Origin of the sequence: Pseudomonas sp. J452 (genome assembly GCF_024666525.1) — a bacterium.
Taxonomy (GTDB): Bacteria; Pseudomonadota; Gammaproteobacteria; order Pseudomonadales; family Pseudomonadaceae; genus Aquipseudomonas.
Window position 1 is genome coordinate 3,003,362 of sequence record NZ_CP088294.1, and the last position, 17,536, is coordinate 3,020,897.

Annotated in this window: 15 protein-coding genes; 11 read left to right on the top strand and 4 right to left on the bottom strand. The window is 64.5% G+C overall.

Going from position 1 to position 17,536, the window contains the following annotated elements; genetic code table 11:
* Position 1 precedes the first annotated feature (1 nt).
* The gene (locus LRS11_RS13595) at positions 2–1,246 is read left to right on the top strand and encodes a lipoprotein-releasing ABC transporter permease subunit (protein WP_260493499.1); all 1,245 of its coding nucleotides are present in this window, start codon (positions 2–4) and stop codon (positions 1,244–1,246) included.
* A gap of 58 nt (positions 1,247–1,304) precedes the next feature.
* On the opposite strand, the gene LRS11_RS13600 is transcribed toward LRS11_RS13595, so the two are convergent.
* A complete protein-coding gene (locus LRS11_RS13600; protein WP_260493500.1) occupies positions 1,305–1,838 on the bottom strand; it encodes a DUF2062 domain-containing protein in 534 nt (177 codons plus the stop codon).
* Positions 1,839–1,960: 122 nt separating this feature from the next.
* Here LRS11_RS13600 and LRS11_RS13605 point away from each other — a divergent pair, with 122 nt between their 5' ends.
* The 8 genes from LRS11_RS13605 to murB all read left to right on the top strand — a co-directional run bounded on the left by LRS11_RS13605 (position 1,961) and on the right by murB (position 8,834).
* Positions 1,961–4,186 (top strand): DNA internalization-related competence protein ComEC/Rec2, encoded by a 2,226-nt coding sequence (locus tag LRS11_RS13605; protein WP_260493501.1) that lies wholly within the window; start codon positions 1,961–1,963, stop codon positions 4,184–4,186.
* Positions 4,187–4,258: 72 nt separating this feature from the next.
* Positions 4,259–4,933, top strand: coding sequence for a MotA/TolQ/ExbB proton channel family protein (locus LRS11_RS13610; protein ID WP_260493502.1), 675 nt, complete (start codon positions 4,259–4,261; stop codon positions 4,931–4,933).
* The gene (locus LRS11_RS13615) at positions 4,930–5,361 is read left to right on the top strand and encodes an ExbD/TolR family protein (RefSeq protein ID WP_260493503.1); all 432 of its coding nucleotides are present in this window, start codon (positions 4,930–4,932) and stop codon (positions 5,359–5,361) included. Before LRS11_RS13610 ends, LRS11_RS13615 begins: the two co-directional genes overlap by 4 nt.
* Positions 5,361–6,365 (top strand): tetraacyldisaccharide 4'-kinase, encoded by a 1,005-nt coding sequence (lpxK, locus tag LRS11_RS13620; protein ID WP_260493504.1) that lies wholly within the window; start codon positions 5,361–5,363, stop codon positions 6,363–6,365. Before LRS11_RS13615 ends, lpxK begins: the two co-directional genes overlap by 1 nt.
* A gap of 38 nt (positions 6,366–6,403) precedes the next feature.
* Positions 6,404–6,589: a Trm112 family protein gene (locus LRS11_RS13625; protein ID WP_160079593.1), complete on the top strand. Its 186-nt coding sequence runs from the start codon at positions 6,404–6,406 to the stop codon at positions 6,587–6,589.
* The gene (kdsB, locus tag LRS11_RS13630; protein ID WP_260493505.1) at positions 6,590–7,354 is read left to right on the top strand and encodes a 3-deoxy-manno-octulosonate cytidylyltransferase; all 765 of its coding nucleotides are present in this window, start codon (positions 6,590–6,592) and stop codon (positions 7,352–7,354) included.
* Positions 7,354–7,818 carry a low molecular weight protein-tyrosine-phosphatase gene (locus LRS11_RS13635; RefSeq protein WP_260493506.1) on the top strand — a complete coding sequence of 155 codons (465 nt, stop codon included), beginning with the start codon at positions 7,354–7,356 and terminating at the stop codon, positions 7,816–7,818. Before kdsB ends, LRS11_RS13635 begins: the two co-directional genes overlap by 1 nt.
* Entirely contained in the window at positions 7,815–8,834 is a 1,020-nt protein-coding gene (murB, locus tag LRS11_RS13640) for a UDP-N-acetylmuramate dehydrogenase (protein WP_260493507.1), read from the top strand. The genes LRS11_RS13635 and murB overlap by 4 nt, the downstream gene beginning before the upstream one ends.
* Before the next feature lie 133 nt (positions 8,835–8,967).
* On the opposite strand, the gene acnB is transcribed toward murB, so the two are convergent.
* Complete coding sequence (acnB, locus tag LRS11_RS13645; protein WP_173205399.1) at positions 8,968–11,577, bottom strand: bifunctional aconitate hydratase 2/2-methylisocitrate dehydratase; 2,610 nt, start codon at positions 11,575–11,577, stop codon at positions 8,968–8,970.
* Between the two features lie 462 nt (positions 11,578–12,039).
* On the opposite strand from acnB, the gene LRS11_RS13650 reads away from it, so the two are divergent.
* Positions 12,040–12,516 carry a DUF1289 domain-containing protein gene (locus tag LRS11_RS13650; protein WP_260493508.1) on the top strand — a complete coding sequence of 159 codons (477 nt, stop codon included), beginning with the start codon at positions 12,040–12,042 and terminating at the stop codon, positions 12,514–12,516.
* A 67-nt stretch (positions 12,517–12,583) separates the two neighbouring features.
* On the opposite strand, the gene LRS11_RS13655 is transcribed toward LRS11_RS13650, so the two are convergent.
* Positions 12,584–13,447 carry a universal stress protein gene (locus LRS11_RS13655; RefSeq protein WP_260493509.1) on the bottom strand — a complete coding sequence of 288 codons (864 nt, stop codon included), beginning with the start codon at positions 13,445–13,447 and terminating at the stop codon, positions 12,584–12,586.
* A 252-nt stretch (positions 13,448–13,699) separates the two neighbouring features.
* Here LRS11_RS13655 and LRS11_RS13660 point away from each other — a divergent pair, with 252 nt between their 5' ends.
* Positions 13,700–14,308: a tRNA-(ms[2]io[6]A)-hydroxylase gene (locus LRS11_RS13660; RefSeq protein WP_260493510.1), complete on the top strand. Its 609-nt coding sequence runs from the start codon at positions 13,700–13,702 to the stop codon at positions 14,306–14,308.
* A gap of 88 nt (positions 14,309–14,396) precedes the next feature.
* Here the strand turns inward: LRS11_RS13660 and rne are convergent, their stop codons facing one another.
* Positions 14,397–17,456 carry a ribonuclease E gene (rne, locus tag LRS11_RS13665; RefSeq protein ID WP_260493511.1) on the bottom strand — a complete coding sequence of 1,020 codons (3,060 nt, stop codon included), beginning with the start codon at positions 17,454–17,456 and terminating at the stop codon, positions 14,397–14,399.
* Positions 17,457–17,536: the final 80 nt, after the last annotated feature.

The window sequence follows — 17,536 nt, forward strand, 5'->3', positions numbered from 1 at the left end:
CATGTTCCGGCCTATCGCGATCTTTATCGGCACCCGTTACACCCGCGCCAAGCGGCGCAATCACTACATCTCCTTTATCTCGCTGACCTCGATGATCGGCCTCGGTCTCGGCGTGCTGGCGATGATCGTGGTGCTCTCGGTGATGAACGGTTTCCAGAAGGAAATGAGCACGCGCATCCTCGGCATGGTGCCGCACGCCACCCTCAGCGCCGAACAGCCACTGGCTGACTGGAATGCCGTGGCCGAGGTGGCCAAGCGCAACCCGCAGGTAACCGGCGCGGCGCCTTTTGCCGAGCTGGAGGGGATGTTCTCCTACCGCGGCATCATGCAGCCGATCCAGATCAACGGCGTCGAACCGGCCCAGGAACAGCAGGTTTCGATCATCGGCCAGCATATGGTCCAGGGGCGCCTGGACGATCTGCGTCCCGGCGAGTTCGGCGTGATCATCGGCGAGGTGACGGCGCGGCGCTTCCGTCTCAATGTCGGCGACAAGCTGACCCTGATCGTGCCCGAAGTGAGCAGTGCGGCCGGTGGCATCACCCCGCGGATGCAGCGCCTGAATGTGGTCGGCGTGTTCAAGGTGGGCGCCGAGCTGGATGGCAGTCTGGCCCTTATCAGCATCGCCGATGCTTCGAGCATCCAGCGCTTCGCCCCGCCACAGGTGCAGAGCGTGCGTATCGCGCTCAAGGACCTGTATCAGGCGCCGCAGGTTTCCGCCGCCATCGCCGCCAGCCTGGGCGCCGGCTACAAGGCCAATGACTGGACCCACACCCAAGGCAGCCTGTTCAGTGCGATGAAGATGGAGAAGACCATGATCGGCCTGCTCCTGCTGCTGATCATTGCGGTGGCCGCGTTCAACATCATCGCCACCCTGGTCATGGTGGTGGCCGACAAGCGCTCCGATATCGCCATCCTGCGTACCCTCGGCGCCACGCCGTGGCAGATCATGAGCACCTTCATGGTCCAGGGCACCGTGATTGGCAGTATCGGCACGCTGATCGGTGGTGTGCTGGGGGTGATTGTCGCCCTCAACGTGAGTGGCTGGATGGCCTGGCTGGAGCGGGTCAGCGGCACGCATGTCTTCAGTTCCGATGTCTACTACATCAACAATCTGCCATCCGACCTGCAGGTCGCCGATGTCCTGTTGATCTGCGGCGCGGCGTTGCTGATGAGTTTCCTGGCCACCCTGTACCCGGCCTGGCGCGCTTCCCGCACTCAACCGGCGGAAGCGCTGCGTTACGATTGACGTCGCTGAGCCGGCAGGTTCGCGCCAATAAAAAACGCCGCTATTTCGCGGCGTTTTTTTATTCTGGCGAGGCCTGTTGCTGGCGCCGCTCCTGGCGCTTGCGCCAGTTGTGGCGCACCCACCAGCGCCAGTAGAGCATGGTCAGGTTGTAGGCCAGCAGGGCAAAGGTCAGCCCGGCAATCAGCGAGCCCAGCAAGAATGGCTGCCACAGCGTGGCCAGTTCCCCGGTGATCCACTCCCAGGTCAGTTCGTCGGGCAGCAGCATCGGCGGAATACCCATGATCCAGGCTCCCAGCTTATAGGTGCAGTAGAACACCGGCGGCATGGTGACCGGGTTGGTCAGCCAGACCAGGCCCACGGATATCGGCAGGTTGGCCCGCACAGGTACGGCAAGACTGGCGGCGAGCAGCATTTGCATGGGCAACGGCACAAACGCGGCGAACAGGCCCACGGCCATGGCTCGCGCCACCGAATGACGGTTGAGGTGCCAGAGGTTGGGGTCGTGCAGCAGGGTGCCGAGGAAACGCAGCGATTTATTGGTCCGGATACTCTCCGGATCGGGCATGTAGCGTTTGAATAAACGACGCGGCATGAAAACTCTCGGGTGGCTGAAGCGCGGCTATTATGCACCGATTGCCGGTGACTGGCTTGTGACAGGCCGGCAACGCGAGATAGGCGGCGCCCCAGGACGGTGGCGCCCACGGGGAGAACGGGATGCGCACAGGGATGTTGGCGCTGGCCGCCGGATTGGCCAGCCTGCCCGTATTGCCGGCTTTGCCGCCGACCTGGCTGCTGTGGCTGGTGCTGCCGGTCGGGCTGATGCTGTTGCCCTACCGCAGCTATCCGCTGGCCTTGTTTCTCTTTGGTTTCGGTTGGGCCTGCGTTTCTGCGCTGTGGGCGCTGGACGAGCGGCTGTCTGCCGAACTGGATGGGCAAACCCTGTGGTTGGAAGGGCAGGTGGTCGGCCTGCCGGAGCAGCGCGCGGGTGTGGTGCGCTTTCATCTCACTGATGCCGTGGCGCGGCGCCATGCCTTGCCGGACAAGCTGCGCCTGGCCTGGTATGACGGCCCGGCGCTGCAGGCTGGCGAACGCTGGCGTCTGGCGGTGCGCCTCAAGCGCCCGCAGGGGCTGGTCAATCCCCAGGGCTTCGACTACGAAGCCTGGCTGCTGGCGCAGCGCATCGGTGCAACGGGTACGGTCAAGCAGGGCGAGCGTCTGGCCTCGGCGGGCGGCATAGCTGCCTGGCGCGACCAGCTGCGCCAGCGCCTGTTGCGTGTCGACGCCCAGGGGCGGGCCGGGGCGCTGGCTGCCCTGGTGCTGGGCGATGACTCGGGGCTGACGCTGGCGGACTGGCGCCTGCTGCAGGACACCGGCACGGTGCACCTGCTGGTCATCTCCGGCCAGCATGTGGCGCTGCTGGCGGCCTTGCTCTATGGCCTGGTTGCCGGGCTGGCACGACTCGGTTGTTGGCCGCGTTACCTGCCCTGGTTACCGGCGGCCTGCATCCTGGCCTTCGTCGGTGCGCTGGGCTATGGCCTGCTGGCGGGCTTCGAGGTGCCGGTGCGGCGGGCCTGCGTGATGATCGCGGTGGTGCTGCTCTGGCGCTTGCGCTTTCGTCATCTGGGCGTGTGGACGCCGCTGCTGCTGGCCTGGATTGCGGTGCTATTGATCGAGCCGCTGGCGGTGCTGCAGGCGGGTTTCTGGCTGTCGTTCGGCGCGGTGGCGCTGCTGGCTCTGGTCTTCAGTGGTCGACTCGGCGCCTGGCCCTGGTGGCTGGTGTGGTGGCGCGCGCAGTGGACGCTGGCACTCGGCCTGTTGCCGCTGTTTCTTGCCCTGGGCCTGCCGATCAGCGCCAGCGGGCCGCTGGCCAACCTGTTCGCGGTGCCCTGGGTGAGTTTTCTGGTAGTGCCCTTGTCCTTGCTGGGGACGCTGTTGTTGCCAGTGCCTGGGGTGGGCGAGGGGCTGTTGTGGCTGGCCGGTGGGCTGCTCGAACTGCTGTTCCAGCTGCTCGGTCTGCTTGCTGCGGCGATGCCGGCCTGGCTGCCCATGCAGTTGCCCGTCTGGGCCTGGATGCTGGTCAGCCTCGGCGTCGGGCTGCTTCTGTTGCCGGCAGGTGTGCCGTTGCGTGCGCTGGGGCTGCCATTACTATTGCCGCTGCTGTATCCGCCGCAGCAGCTGCCGGCACAGGGGCAGGCGGAGGTCTGGCAGCTGGATGTCGGCCAGGGTCTGGCGGTGCTGGTGCGGACCCGCGAGCATGCCTTGCTGTATGACGCCGGGCCGCGCTACGGCGATTTTGACCTGGGCGAGCGGGTGGTCGTGCCATCCCTGCGGGCTCTGGGGGTGAGCAGGCTGGATGTCATGCTGCTCAGTCACGCCGACAGCGACCATGCCGGGGGTGCGCTGGCCGTGCAGCAGCGTTTGCCGGTGGCGCGGGTCCTGAGCGGTGAGGCGTCGGTATTGCCGCAGCAGCTGGCGGCTGAGTCCTGCTTGGATGGCGCCAGTTGGCTCTGGGAGGGTGTGCGTTTCACCACCTGGCGCTGGGCGCGGGCGGAGGAGGGCAATCAGTCGTCCTGCCTGCTCAAGGTCGAAGCGGCGGGTGAGACGCTACTGTTGACTGGCGATATCGATGTGGCGGCCGAGCGGGCCTTGCTGGTAGAGGGGCGCGCGTTGCGCGCGGACTGGCTGCAGATCCCCCATCACGGCAGCCGCAGTTCGTCCTCGGCGGCTTTTCTCGATGCAGTCGCACCTTCTGCGGCGCTGCTGTCGCGGGGCAGCAACAATCCTTTCGGTCACCCCCATCCGCAGGTCGTGGCAAGCTACCAGGCGCGCGGGATCACGCTGCATGACAGCGTGGCCAGTGGCGCCATCCGCATCCGTCTTGGGGCTCATGAGGCGGCCAGCGGCTGGCGTGAACGCCGGGTTTTCTGGCGGGAAAAATGAGAACCGGGGAGGTCTGTTCGGCGGTATCCCTATGCTAGAGTGGCGCCACTTTTCCGAGGGGGATGCACTACCGTGTGGGAACTGGTCAAAGCGGGCGGCTGGATGATGCTGCCGATCATTCTGTGTTCCATCGCAGCCGCCGGCATCATTGCCGAACGCCTGTGGACCCTGCGGCCAAGCCGCATCACGCCACCCCATCTGCTCGGTCAGGTGTGGCGCTGGATCAAGGACAAGAAACTCAACAACGACAAGCTCAAGGAGCTGCGCGCCGACTCGCCGCTGGGGCAGATCCTTGCCGCCGGTCTGGCCAACTCCAAGCATGGTCGCGAGATCATGAAGGAGTGCATCGAGGAAGCCGCAGCCCGCGTCATCCATGAGCTGGAGCGCTACCTAAACGCCCTCGGCACCATTGCCGGCATCGCGCCGCTGCTCGGCCTGCTGGGTACCGTGCTGGGCATGATCGACATCTTCAGCGCCTTCATCGGCAACAGCACGGCGAACGCCTCGGTGCTGGCCGGCGGTATTTCCAAGGCCTTGATCACCACTGCAGCTGGTTTGATGGTGGCGATTCCGGCGCTGTTCTTCCACCGTTTCCTGCAGCGTCGGGTCGACGAGTTGGTGGTGGGCATGGAGCAGGAAGCGATCAAGCTGGTGGAAGTGGTGCAGGGCGATCGTGAGGTCGACCTGACCGAGGCGCCTGCTGTGGCGACCAAGGCGGAAACCCGCAAAGAGGGCAAGAAGGCGTGAAGTTCCGGCGCAAACCGCGGGAAAGCGTCGAGATCAACCTGGCTTCGTTGATCGACGTGGTGTTCATCCTGCTGCTGTTCTTCGTGGTCACCACCACCTTCACCCGCGAGACCCAGCTCAAGGTCGATCTGCCGGAAGCGGCCAGCGGCACGCCGCCGGAAGAAACCGCGCTGAAGCAGATGGAAGTCCTGATCAGTGCCGAAGGCAGCTACTCGCTGAATGGCCAGGCCCTGCTGAAAAGCGACCTGGAAAGCCTGATGGCGGCCCTGGGCAAGGAATCCGCGGGTGACAACAGCCTGCCGCTGGTGATCAGCGCCGATGCGCAGACGCCGCACCAGGCAGTGATCACCGCCATGGATGCCGCCGGCAAGCTGGGCTTCGCTCACCTGCGCATCACCACGGTCGAGGCCGAAGCGGCCAAGCCCTGATGGCGCTCTCTGACCGCCTGCTCGATGCCTGGTACCGCGGCCATCCGCTGCTGACCCTGCTGCGCCCGCTGGAGTGGCTGTACCGGCGGGTGGTGCGCAGCAAGCGCCAGGCGTTCGTCGCCGGGCGTGGCGAGATCTATCGCGCGCCGGTGCCGATCATAGTCGTCGGCAATATCACTGTCGGCGGCACCGGCAAGACCCCGCTGATTCTCTGGCTGATCGAGCACTGCCGCCGCCGCGGCCTGCGCGTCGGCGTGGTCAGTCGTGGCTACGGCGCCCAGCCGCCGCAGCTGCCCTGGCGGGTGCGCGCGGAACATTCGGCAGCCGAGGCGGGCGACGAGCCGCTGCTGCTGGTGCAACGCAGTGGCGTGCCGCTGGTGATCGACCCGCAGCGCTCGCGTGCCGTACAGGCGCTGCTGGCGCAGGAAGCGCTGGACCTAATCCTCTGCGACGACGGTCTGCAGCACTACCGCCTGGCCCGCGACCTTGAGCTGGTGCTGATCGATGCCGCCCGTGGCCTGGGTAATCGCCGTTGCCTGCCTGCCGGGCCGCTGCGCGAGCCGGTCGAGCGCCTGGCTGAGGTGGATGCCGTACTGTTCAATGGCGCCAGCGCCGACAGCGAGGAGGGCTATGCCTTCCGTTTGCAGCCGACGGCCCTGGTCAACCTGCGCAGTGGCGCGCGCGCCGCGCTCGATCATTTTCCGCCCGGCCAGGCGGTGCATGCGGTGGCCGGCATCGGTAATCCGCAGCGTTTCTTCAATACCCTCGAGGCGTTAAACTGGCGGCCAATCGCGCATGCCTTCGCCGACCACGCCAGTTACAGCCCGCAGCTGCTCAGCTTCAGCCCGCCACTGCCGCTGCTGATGACCGAGAAGGACGCGGTGAAATGCCGGGCCTTTGCCGTCGATGACTGGTGGTACCTGGCGGTGGATGCCGTACCGTCGGAGGCGTTCGTCGCCTGGCTGGATGGCGAGCTGAGCCGCCTGGTACCGCTCAAGCGCTGACTCTTTCTGCTGTTTTCACTCTTTCCAAGGACATCCCCATGGATCCCAAACTGCTCGATATCCTGGCCTGCCCGGTCTGCAAAGGCCCGCTGCAACTGAGCGAAGACAAGACCGAACTGATCAGCAAGGGCGCCGGCCTGGCCTACCCGATTCGCGACGGTATCCCGGTGATGCTGGAGAGCGAAGCCCGCACCCTCAACGTCGACGAACGCCTGGACAAGTAAATGACTGCCGCCTTTATCGTTGTCATTCCCGCGCGTTTCTCCTCCAGCCGCCTGCCGGGCAAGCCGCTGCAGGACATTGCCGGCAAGCCGATGGTCCAGCATGTCTGGGAGCAGGCTAAGAAAAGCAGTGCGGCGCGGGTGGTCGTGGCCACCGACGATGCGCGCATCTTCGAGGTATGCCAGGGCTTCGGCGCCGAGGTGCTGATGACCGATGCCGCGCACAACTCCGGCACCGACCGCCTGGCCGAAGTGGCCACCCAGCTGGGTCTGGCCAGCGACGCCATCGTGGTCAACGTGCAGGGCGACGAGCCGTTGATCCCGCCGAGCATCATCGATCAGGTGGCGGCCAACCTGGCGGCCAACCCGCAAGCTGGCATCGCCACCCTGGCCGAGCCGATCGAGGATGTGCAGGCGCTGTTCAATCCCAACGTGGTCAAGGTGGTCAGCGACAAGAGCGGCCTGGCCCTGACCTTCAGCCGCGCGCCGCTGGCCTGGGCCCGCGATGCCTTCGCCAAGAACCGTGACGAGCTGCCGGCGGGCGTGCCCTATCGTCGCCATATCGGCATCTACGCCTACCGCGCCGGCTTCCTGCATGACTTCGTGGCCTGGGGCCCGTGCTGGCTGGAAGACACCGAGTGCCTGGAGCAGCTGCGCGCCCTGTGGCACGGCGTGCGTATCCATGTTGCCGATGCCTTGGAAGCGCCGCCGGCCGGGGTCGATACCCCGGAAGATTTGGAGCGGGTACGCCGTCTGCTGGGGGCCTGATGAAGGTTCTGTTCGTCTGCCTGGGCAACATCTGCCGCTCACCGACTGCCGAAGGCGTGTTGCGTCAGCGCCTGCAGGCGGCCGGTCTGGCCGAGCGGGTGCAGGTTGACTCCGCCGGCACCGGTGACTGGCATGTCGGCAAGGCACCGGATCAGCGTACCCGACTGGCCGCTCAGCGCCGCGGCTATGACCTGGCGCCGCTGCGCGCACGCCAGGTGGTAGTCGAGGACTTCCAGCGCTTTGACCTGATCCTGGCGATGGACCACAGCAACCTCAAGCATCTGCAGGCGCTGCGCCCAGGGGCTGCGTCGGCTGAGCTGGACCTGTTCCTGCGCCGCTACCAGCTGGCCCTGGATGAAGTGCCGGACCCTTATTACGGTGGTGACGACGGCTTCGAGCAGGTACTCGACCTGATCGAGCAGGCCAGCGATGCCCTGTTCAATGAAATCAGGGGGCGCCTGTGAACCTGCCGCTGCACGAAAACCGCTCGCTCAAGCCCTTCAACACCTTCGGCGTCGATGTGTCGGCGCGCCTGTTCGCCGAGGCGAGCAATGACCAGCAGGTGCGCGAGGCGCTGGCCCTGGCCGCGCAGCGCGAGCTGCCGCTGCTGGTGATCGGCGGCGGTAGCAACCTGTTGCTGACCGGCGCCGTCGAGGCCCTGGTGCTGCGCATGGCCAGTCGCGGCCTGCGCATCCTCAGCGATGACGGTGAGCGTGTGCTGGTCGAGGCCGAGGCCGGTGAGCCCTGGCATCCCTTCGTTCAGTGGAGCCTGGCGCAGGGCCTGGCCGGCCTGGAAAACCTCAGCCTGATCCCCGGCACGGTCGGTGCGGCGCCGATGCAGAACATCGGCGCCTACGGCGTGGAGATCAAGGATGTGTTTGCCGGCTTGACCGCCCTGGATCGACAGAGCGGCGAGCTGCGCGAGTTCGCCCTGGAGGAGTGCGCCTTTGCCTACCGTGACAGCTTGTTCAAGCAGCAGCCGGGGCGCTGGCTGATCCTGCGGGTGCGTTTTGCCCTCAGCCGCCAGACCGCGCTGCACCTGGATTACGGTCCGGTGCGCCAGCGCCTGCAGGCCGAAGGCATCGAGCAGCCCACGGCCAGCGATGTCAGTCGCGCCATCTGCGCCATCCGCAGCGAAAAACTGCCGGACCCGGCGCTGCTGGGCAATGCCGGCAGCTTCTTCAAGAACCCGCTGGTAGCGGCTGAGCTGGCCGAGCGTATCCGCACCGAGCAAGCCGATCTGGTCAGCTACCCGGCGGCTGATGGTCAGGTCAAACTGGCGGCCGGCTGGCTGATTGAGCGGGCAGGCTGGAAGGGCTTTCGTGACGGTGATGCCGGCGTGCATCGCCTGCAGGCGTTGGTGCTGGTCAATTACGGCGCGGCCACGGGCGCGCAGTTGCTGGCCCTGGCGCGGCGTATCCAGGCGGATATCCTGGCGCGTTTTGGCGTAGAGCTGGAAATCGAGCCGAACATCCTTTGAATTAAGTCTGCATCTGTCGGAGCCGCTTCAGTCGCGAATTTCGTGAATTAGTTCGCTCCGACAACATCACTCACTTTATTCCGGACATAAAAAAGCCCCGCACCAGGCGGGGCTTTTTCATTGCAGCTAACGCTTAGACCTGAATAGCAGGGATCTTGGCGTTGGCAGCGGCTTCGCGGAACTCGGCGATCTGGTCGAAGCTCAGGTAGCGGTAAACGTCGGCAGCCATGCTGTCGATGTCAGCCGCGTACGCCATGTACTCCTCGACGGTCGGCAGTTTGCCGGTGATCGAGGCAACCGCTGCCAGTTCGGCAGAGGCCAGGTACACGTTGGTCGCGTCGCCCAGGCGGTTCGGGAAGTTGCGGGTCGAAGTGGAAACCACGGTCGAACCGGTCTGTACGCGCGCCTGGTTACCCATGCACAGCGAGCAGCCCGGCATTTCCATGCGTGCGCCAGCCTTGCCGTAGATGCCGTAGTAGCCTTCTTCGGTCAGCTGGTGGGCGTCCATCTTGGTTGGCGGCGCCAGCCACAGACGGGTTGGCAGGCCACCCTTGACCTTGTCCAGCAGTTTGCCGGCGGCGCGGAAGTGACCGATGTTGGTCATGCACGAACCGATGAACACTTCGTCGATCTTCTCACCGGCAACGGTGGACAGCAGGCGGGCGTCGTCCGGGTCGTTCGGCGCGCAGAGCACCGGCTCTTTGACGTCGGCCAGGTCGATCTCGATGATCTCGGCGTATTCGGCGTCCTTGTCGGCTTCCAGCAGTTGCGGGTTGGCCAGCCAGGCTTCCATGGCTTTGGCACGACGTTCCAGGGTACGGGCGTCGCCGTAACCTTCGCCGATCATCCAGCGCAGCATGGTGATGTTGGAGCGCAGGTACTCGGCGATGGCCTTTTCCGGCAGCTTGATGGTGCAACCTGCAGCGGAGCGCTCGGCGGAGGCGTCGGACAGCTCGAAAGCCTGTTCAACGGTCAGCTCGTCCAGACCTTCGATCTCGAGGATGCGGCCGGAGAAGGCGTTGATCTTGCCCTTCTTCTCGACGGTCAGCAGGCCAGCCTTGATTGCGTAGTAAGGGATGGCATGCACCAGGTCACGCAGGGTGATGCCCGGTTGCAGCTTGCCCTTGAAGCGCACCAGTACCGACTCCGGCATGTCCAGCGGCATCACACCGGTGGCAGCGGCGAAGGCGACCAGGCCGGAACCGGCCGGGAAGGAGATACCCATCGGGAAGCGGGTGTGCGAGTCGCCACCGGTACCGACGGTGTCCGGCAGCAGCATGCGGTTCAGCCAGCTGTGGATGATGCCGTCGCCCGGACGCAGGGACACGCCGCCGCGGGTCATGATGAAGTCCGGCAGGGTGTGGTGGGTGGTGACGTCGATCGGCTTCGGATAGGCCGCGGTGTGGCAGAAGGACTGCATCACCAGGTCAGCGGAGAAGCCCAGGCACGCCAGGTCTTTCAGCTCGTCGCGGGTCATCGGGCCAGTGGTGTCCTGGGAGCCGACGGTGGTCATCTTCGGTTCGCAGTAGGTGCCCGGACGGACGCCTTTGCCTTCCGCCAGACCGCAGGCGCGGCCGACCATTTTCTGCGCCAGGGTGAAGCCCTTGCCGCTATCAACCGGGGATTCCGGCTTCTTGAACAGGGTGGACGGAGCCAGACCCAGCTCGGCGCGGGCTTTCTCGGTCAGGCCACGGCCGACGATCAGCGGAATACGGCCGCCGGCGCGAACTTCGTCGAGCAGTACGTCGGTTTTCAGCTGGAAGCTGGTGACCAGTTCGTCGCTGCCATGGCGGCGCACTTCGCCTTTGATCGGGTACACGTCGATGACGTCGCCCATGGCCAGGTTGCTGCAATCGAATTCGATCGGCAGGGCGCCGGCGTCTTCCATGGTGTTGTAGAAGATCGGAGCGATCTTGGTGCCGAAGCAGAAACCGCCAGCGCGCTTGTTCGGCACGTTGGGGATGTCGTCGCCGAAGAACCACAGTACCGAGTTGGTAGCGGATTTACGGGAAGAACCGGTACCGACCACGTCACCGACGTAGGCAACGGGGAAGCCTTTGGCTTTCAGGGCTTCCATCTGCTTGATCGGACCAACGGTGCCCGGAGCGTCCGGGTTGATGCCGTCGCGGGCCATTTTCAGCATGGCCAGGGCGTGCAGCGGGATGTCCGGGCGGGACCAGGCGTCCGGAGCCGGCGACAGGTCGTCGGTGTTGGTTTCGCCGGTGACCTTGAACACGGTCAGGGTGACTTTTTCCGGAACGGCAGGGCGGTTCTGGAACCACTCGCCTTCGGCCCAGGAGGCCAGCACGGCTTTGGCGTTGGCATTGCCGGCCTTGGCTTTCTCGGCGACGTCGTGGAAGGCGTCGAACATCAGCAGGGTGTGCTTCAGTTGCTCGGCGGCAACGGCCGACAGCTCGGCGTCGTCCAGCAGTTCAACCATGGTGGTGATGTTGTAGCCACCTTGCATGGTGCCCAGCAGCTCGACGGCGCGGGTCTTGCTCAGCAGCGGGGAGCTGACTTCGCCCTTGGCCAGGGCAGAGAGGAAACCGGCCTTGACGTAGGCAGCTTCGTCCACGCCAGCAGGTACGCGGTTGGTGATCAGGTCGACCAGGAAGGCTTCTTCGCCGGCCGGAGGATTCTTCAGCAGCTCGACCAGGCCTGCGGTTTGTTCGGCGTTTAGCGGCTGGGGCACGATACCCTGAGCGGCACGCTCTGCTACGTGGTTGCGATAGGCTTCAAGCACAGTTTTTACCCTCATCAGTGGTTGCGAGGTGGCTCGCAACGCTCATCCAGAAAACCATCGCACACTGCGCTTCAGCGCTTTTTGAGCGCCTTGGCCGGTGTGTCGATAGCCTCATACAAGAAGCTGTTTTCAAAGTTTTACGCCGCAGGAACAAGGGCGATGAGGGCTGGCGCAGGTCGTGAGGAGGGCTCGCAAACCTGGCGCCAACGTCGTTCCTGGCGGATTAACTGTGCTCGTGACGCTTTGAAAACAGCTTCTGACGGACATCGACGCCTAAAATGGCGGTCCGATTCTACTGGAACAAGACGTTAAAGTTAAGCGCAAAGCCCGATGCGACTGGCCTGCTGACCTGCGACCAAGGTCTGGCTGCAAAAGTCGATAAACGTCTGGCCGGTCAGGGTGACCCACTCAGGCTAAGCGGCTAATATGACCTGCCTGTTTCAGCGTCCAACTCTACTCGTCATGTCCAATCAGCGCATCAAGACGCCCTGCGTCGGCCTCTGTTCCACGGTTTACGGTGACCTCGTGTGCCGCGGCTGCAAGCGCTTCCATCATGAGGTGGTGAACTGGAACCTGTACGCCGAGGATGAGAAACGCGCCGTCTGGCGCCGCCTGGAGATCCTTCTGGTGCAGGTGATGCAGGGCAAGCTGGAGGTTTTCGATCCCCAGCGCCTGCGCGCGCAGCTGGAACAGCATCAGGTGCGCTTCGTTCCGGATCAGTCGGTCTACTGCTGGGCCTATCAGCTGATTGCGCGGGGCTCGCGGCTGATCAATCGGCTGGATGCCTATGGCGTGGTGCTGATGCCGGAGTTCCGTGACTGGGCGCTGCCAGAGCTGCGCGAGGCGATCGATCGCGAGTTCTTTCTGCTTTCCGAGGCCCATTACGAGCGCTATATTGCCCCCAGGTTTCTCCTCGAAGGCATGGAAATCCGCGTCTGAGCGATCCGAATGCATGAAAAAGCCGCCCGAGGGCGGCTTTTTCATGCGGCAGTCTTTGCGCTGGCTCCTAGTGCTGGGCGACCAGCTCTTCCAGGTGGGCGATGATTTCGTCCGGCTTGAGCACTAGCACATCGCTTTCCAGGGTATCCAGCACCACTTCCGCCGTGTTGCCGATCAGCGCGCCGGACAGGCCGGTGCGCGCCACGGTGCCGATCACGGTGACCACGGCCTTGAGCTTGTCGGCGGTGTAGGGGATCAGTACGTCGGCCGGGCCTTCCTCGACATGCAGGCGGTCATTGCTCACGTCGAACTCGGCCTGGAAGGCCTTGCACTGCTCGCGGTAGCGCGCCTCGATGGTTTCCTTGAGCTGGAAGGTCGGATCGGCGGCCGAGAGCATGGGCGACGGATGCGCGCTGATTACATGCAGCGTGCCCTTGGCCAGTGCGGCGATGTCGTAGCCGTGGCTGACAATGCCGGAATGCAGGGTGCGGTGTTCGGCATCGCGGTTGCCCACGTCCACTGCGGCGAGGATGACGCCACCGGTCCAGGGTGTGTCGGTCTTGACCATCAATACCGGGCCTGGGCAGTAGCGCAGCAGCTTCCAGTCATCCGGGGTGAGGATGGCTTTTTTCAGTGGGTTGTCCGGGAAGTGCTGCTTGATCACCAGGCCACAGCCTTCGGCCTGTTGCACGGTGATGATGGTTTGGTAGAGGTTTTCGTGCCAGGCCTGCTGACTGCTGACGCTGTAGCCTTCCTTGAGCAGGCTGGCCTGGGTGCTGTCGAGGAGGGCGGCATGCTCCTGCTTCTTGTCGCAGACCAGTAGGTGCAGGTGGGATTGCGTGACCCCGGCAATCAGTTTGGCGCGTTTCAGTGCCAGGCACTCGGCCTGTTGTGGATCCATGACTACCAGAATGCTGCGAATAGCTTGCATGACCGTCTCCCTGAACATGAATGCTTATCTCTGGCTTCACTATAGTCGCGTGAGGTGCCTGCGGTCTTGACCCGCGTCACGACATCGCTGGCTCTGGGCGCCGCCGCTCGTATAATGGCGCGCCCTTGGCAAGCCTGCCAGAGTTGCAGGCTTGCGTAGTGGAATTGCCGGTGATGACTGAAAACCAATCCTTCTTGTTGACCTGATTTCTGCCTGGCCATTCCCTGGCGTGGTGGTGGAGGGCGTTGCGCCATGATTTTTCCCGAGATTCATGACTTTCTCGGCTGTGTTACGCCGGATGCCTGGGTGCGTGCGGCGCTGGCTGATCAGGAGATCCTGCTGATCGATCACAAGAACTGCGAGTTCAAGGCGGCTTCCACGGCGCTCAGCCTGATGGCCAAGTACAGCTCCCATGTCGATCTGCTCAACGCCATGTCGCGCCTGGCGCGTGAGGAGTTGGTGCATCACGAGCAGGTCCTGCGCATCATGAAGCGGCGCAAGATCGGCCTGCGCCCGGTTTCGGCGGCACGCTATGCCTCCGGCCTGCGCGCCTTGGTGCGCACCCATGAGCCGCACAAGCTAGTGGATACCCTGGTGGTCGGGGCGTTTATCGAGGCGCGCTCCTGTGAACGCTTCGCAGCATTGGTGCCGCATCTGGATGAAGAGCTGGGCAAGTTCTATGGTGGTTTGCTGAAGTCCGAGGCGCGGCACTTTCAGGGCTATCTGAAACTGGCCTATCAGTACGGCGAGGAGGCAGATGTGACGCGTACGGTGGAGCGGGTCAGGGCGGCTGAGCGCGAGCTGATCGAGTCGCCGGATAGCGAGTTCCGTTTTCACAGTGGTGTACCGGTCGCCTGCTAGGGACTGATTGATCTCATGGTTTGCCTGCTGGCTGAATCGCAGGCATAAAAAAGCCGGACACTAGGTCCGGCTTTTTATTGCCTCAGTATCAGGCTTGCGGCTTGGCCTCTTCAGCATCCTGCTGCTGAGCGGCCTCGACGAGCAGGGCCGGAACTTCTTCCACTGCTGCCTCGGTCTCGGTTTGCTCACTGGTCGGAGCTTCCACCACGACAGCTTCGGCAGGTGCCTCGGCTTCGACGGGGGCGGCTTCAACCACTTCGGCTACCGGTGCTTCAACCGCGACTGCGTTCGGCGCTTGCGGGGCAGCGGCGGCTTCGGCAGCCAGGTGCTCGGCTTCGCGCTGACGACGACGCACTTCACGTGGATCGTTCGGCGCGCGGCCACCGCTGACGACCGGGGCGGCTGCTTCGACAATCACTTCGGCAGCGGCGGAGGCCACTTCTTCAGTGCTGACGCTGGCTGGTGCAGTTTCAGCAACCACCGGGGCAGCTTCCACGACAGCGACTTCTACCACTGCAACGTCGGCCGGGGCTTCGCTCTGGACGGGGGCTTCAACAACCACGGCCGGTGCTTCCACTGCTACGGCAGTTTCAACCACGGCTTCGGCAGTTTCAGCAGCTTCGTTGCGGCTGTCGATGACCGGAGCGCTTTCCACGACTTCGTTCGGTTGCTCGCTGGTCGGTGCAGCTTCTGCGCTGACCAGTGCGGTGCCGGCAACGGCAGCGGTCACGACGACGGCGCCTTCAGTGCCTTCTTCTTCGGCACCTTCTTCGCTGCCTTCGATCAGGTTGCCATCAGCATCACGCTGACGCTCGCGACGATTGCTGCGACGACGCTGACCGCGCGAGCGACGACGCGGACGATCGCCACCTTCACCACCTTCCTGGCCATCATCGAGCTGCTCGCCGTTTTCCAGTACTTCTTCTTCGGCTACGGCAGCGGCCTGTTCGGCACGCGGCTGACGCTCTTCACGCGGCGGGCGCGGTTGGCGCTCTTCGCGTGGCTTGCGCTCGGCACGTTCTTCGTTGCGCGGTTGCTCGCTACGGGCTTCGTCAGTGACGACGGCGTTGGCATTGGCATCCAGCGGCTCGCGCAGTTCGCGTGGGCGACGCTCTTCGCGCGGCTCACGGGCTTCGCGTGGCGGACGCTCGCGACGCGGCTCCTGGCCCTCGCGGGCTTCGCGCGGCTGACGCTCTTCACGCGGCTCGCGTGGCTCGCGGACTTCACGGGGCTCACGTGGTTGGCGCTCTTCACGTGGCTCGCGAGGTTCACGGGGCTCGCGGGCTTCACGCGGCTTGCGCTCTTCGTCACGGCTGCCGCGGTTACCACGGTTGCCGTCACGACGGTTCTGCGGACGGCCACCACGACGCTGTTCATCGCTGCGTGGTTTACGCTCGGCCGGCTTCTCTTCGGCTGCCGGGGCGACTGCCTCTTCCTTGCTGGCGAACAGGCTGACCAGCGACTTGACCAGGCCTTTGAACAGGCTCGGTTCCGCGGTCGCTGCGGCTGGGGCCAGCGGGGCCGGCGCTGCAGCCGGGGTCGGAGCAGCAGCGCGTGGCGGAGTAGTTTTCAGCGCCGCTTCCTGACGCACCAGGGTGCGGGTGGCGGCTGCCGGCTGGACGTCTTCGACTTCGGCCGGGGTCATCTCGTAGCTGGATTGACCGGTCATCACTTCCGGGCTGTCATCGCGCAGACGCTGCACTTCGAAGTGCGGGGTCTCCAGGTGATCGTTCGGCAGGATGATGATGCGGGCGCGGGTGCGCAGCTCGATCTTGGTGATGCTATTGCGCTTCTCGTTGAGCAGGAAGGCGGCAACCGGGATCGGCACCTGGGCGCGGACTTCGGCGGTGCGGTCCTTCAGGGCTTCTTCTTCGATCAGGCGCAGGATCGCCAGCGACAGCGATTCGACGTCGCGGATGATGCCTTGGCCGTTGCAGCGCGGGCAGACGATGCCGCTGCTTTCACCCAGGGACGGGCGCAGGCGCTGACGGGACATTTCCAGCAGGCCGAAGCGCGAGATGCGGCCGACCTGGACGCGGGCACGGTCGGCTTCCAGGGCTTCGCGGACTTTCTCTTCCACGGCGCGCTGGTTCTTGGCCGGGGTCATGTCGATGAAGTCGATCACGATCAGGCCGCCGATGTCGCGCAGGCGCAGCTGGCGGGCGATTTCTTCGGCCGCTTCCAGGTTGGTCTGCAGGGCGGTTTCTTCGATGTCGCCGCCTTTGGTCGCACGCGCCGAGTTGATGTCGATGGACACCAGGGCTTCGGTCGGGTCGATGACGATGGAGCCGCCGGACGGCAGCTTCACTTCGCGCTGGAAGGCGGTTTCGATCTGGCTTTCGATCTGGAAGCGGTTGAACAGCGGCACGCTGTCTTCGTACAGCTTGATCTTGCTGGCGTACTGCGGCATGACCTGCTGGATGAAGGACAGGGCTTCTTCCTGGGCTTCGACGCTATCGACCAGTACTTCGCCGATGTCCTGGCGCAGGTAGTCGCGGATAGCGCGGATGATGACGTTGGATTCCTGGTAGATCAGGAACGGCGCGGCGCGATCCAGCGAGGCTTCCTTGATCGCGGTCCACAGCTGCACCAGGTAATCGAGGTCGAGCTGCAGTTCGTCGCTGGAGCGGCCGAGGCCGGCGGTACGCACGATCAGGCCCATGTCGCCCGGGGCGTCGAGGCCGTTCAGCGCTTCACGCAGTTCGTTGCGCTCTTCGCCTTCGATGCGGCGGGAGATGCCACCGGCACGCGGGTTGTTCGGCATCAGCACCAGGTAACGACCGGCGAGGCTGATGAAGGTGGTGAGGGCGGCGCCTTTGTTGCCGCGCTCTTCCTTCTCGACCTGGACGATGACTTCCTGGCCTTCCTTGAGCACTTCCTTGATGTTGACGCGACCGCCTTCCGGGGACTTGCTGAAGTACTCGCGGGAGATTTCTTTCAGCGGCAGGAAGCCGTGGCGCTCGGCGCCGAAGTCGACAAAAGCCGCTTCGAGGCTGGGCTCGACGCGGGTAATGCGACCTTTATAGATGTTGGCCTTTTTCTGCTCACGAGCGCCGGACTCGATGTCCAGGTCGTAGAGTTTCTGGCCGTCTACCAGGGCTACACGCAACTCTTCGGGCTGAGTTGCGTTGATCAGCATTCTTTTCATGTTGTACCAATGGTTTCCGGAGCTGCCGGAAACGGCGGTTGGCACACACGACTCTCACGGTCGGTGTCAGGGCGCGTCAG

Bases quoted from the DNA above. Each gene is read 5' to 3' on its own strand.
- lpxK (WP_260493504.1), top strand. From the start codon at position 5,361: ATGGCGCTCTCTGACCGCCTGCTCGATGCCTGGTACCGCGGCCATCCG.
- kdsB (WP_260493505.1), top strand. From the start codon at position 6,590: ATGACTGCCGCCTTTATCGTTGTCATTCCCGCGCGTTTCTCCTCCAGC.
- LRS11_RS13635 (WP_260493506.1), top strand. From the start codon at position 7,354: ATGAAGGTTCTGTTCGTCTGCCTGGGCAACATCTGCCGCTCACCGACT.
- LRS11_RS13600 (WP_260493500.1), bottom strand. From the start codon at position 1,838: ATGCCGCGTCGTTTATTCAAACGCTACATGCCCGATCCGGAGAGTATC.
- LRS11_RS13655 (WP_260493509.1), bottom strand. From the start codon at position 13,447: ATGCAAGCTATTCGCAGCATTCTGGTAGTCATGGATCCACAACAGGCC.
- LRS11_RS13625 (WP_160079593.1), top strand. From the start codon at position 6,404: ATGGATCCCAAACTGCTCGATATCCTGGCCTGCCCGGTCTGCAAAGGC.
- LRS11_RS13650 (WP_260493508.1), top strand. From the start codon at position 12,040: ATGTCCAATCAGCGCATCAAGACGCCCTGCGTCGGCCTCTGTTCCACG.
- LRS11_RS13660 (WP_260493510.1), top strand. From the start codon at position 13,700: ATGATTTTTCCCGAGATTCATGACTTTCTCGGCTGTGTTACGCCGGAT.
- LRS11_RS13605 (WP_260493501.1), top strand. From the start codon at position 1,961: ATGCGCACAGGGATGTTGGCGCTGGCCGCCGGATTGGCCAGCCTGCCC.
- LRS11_RS13595 (WP_260493499.1), top strand. From the start codon at position 2: ATGTTCCGGCCTATCGCGATCTTTATCGGCACCCGTTACACCCGCGCC.
- rne (WP_260493511.1), bottom strand. From the start codon at position 17,456: ATGAAAAGAATGCTGATCAACGCAACTCAGCCCGAAGAGTTGCGTGTA.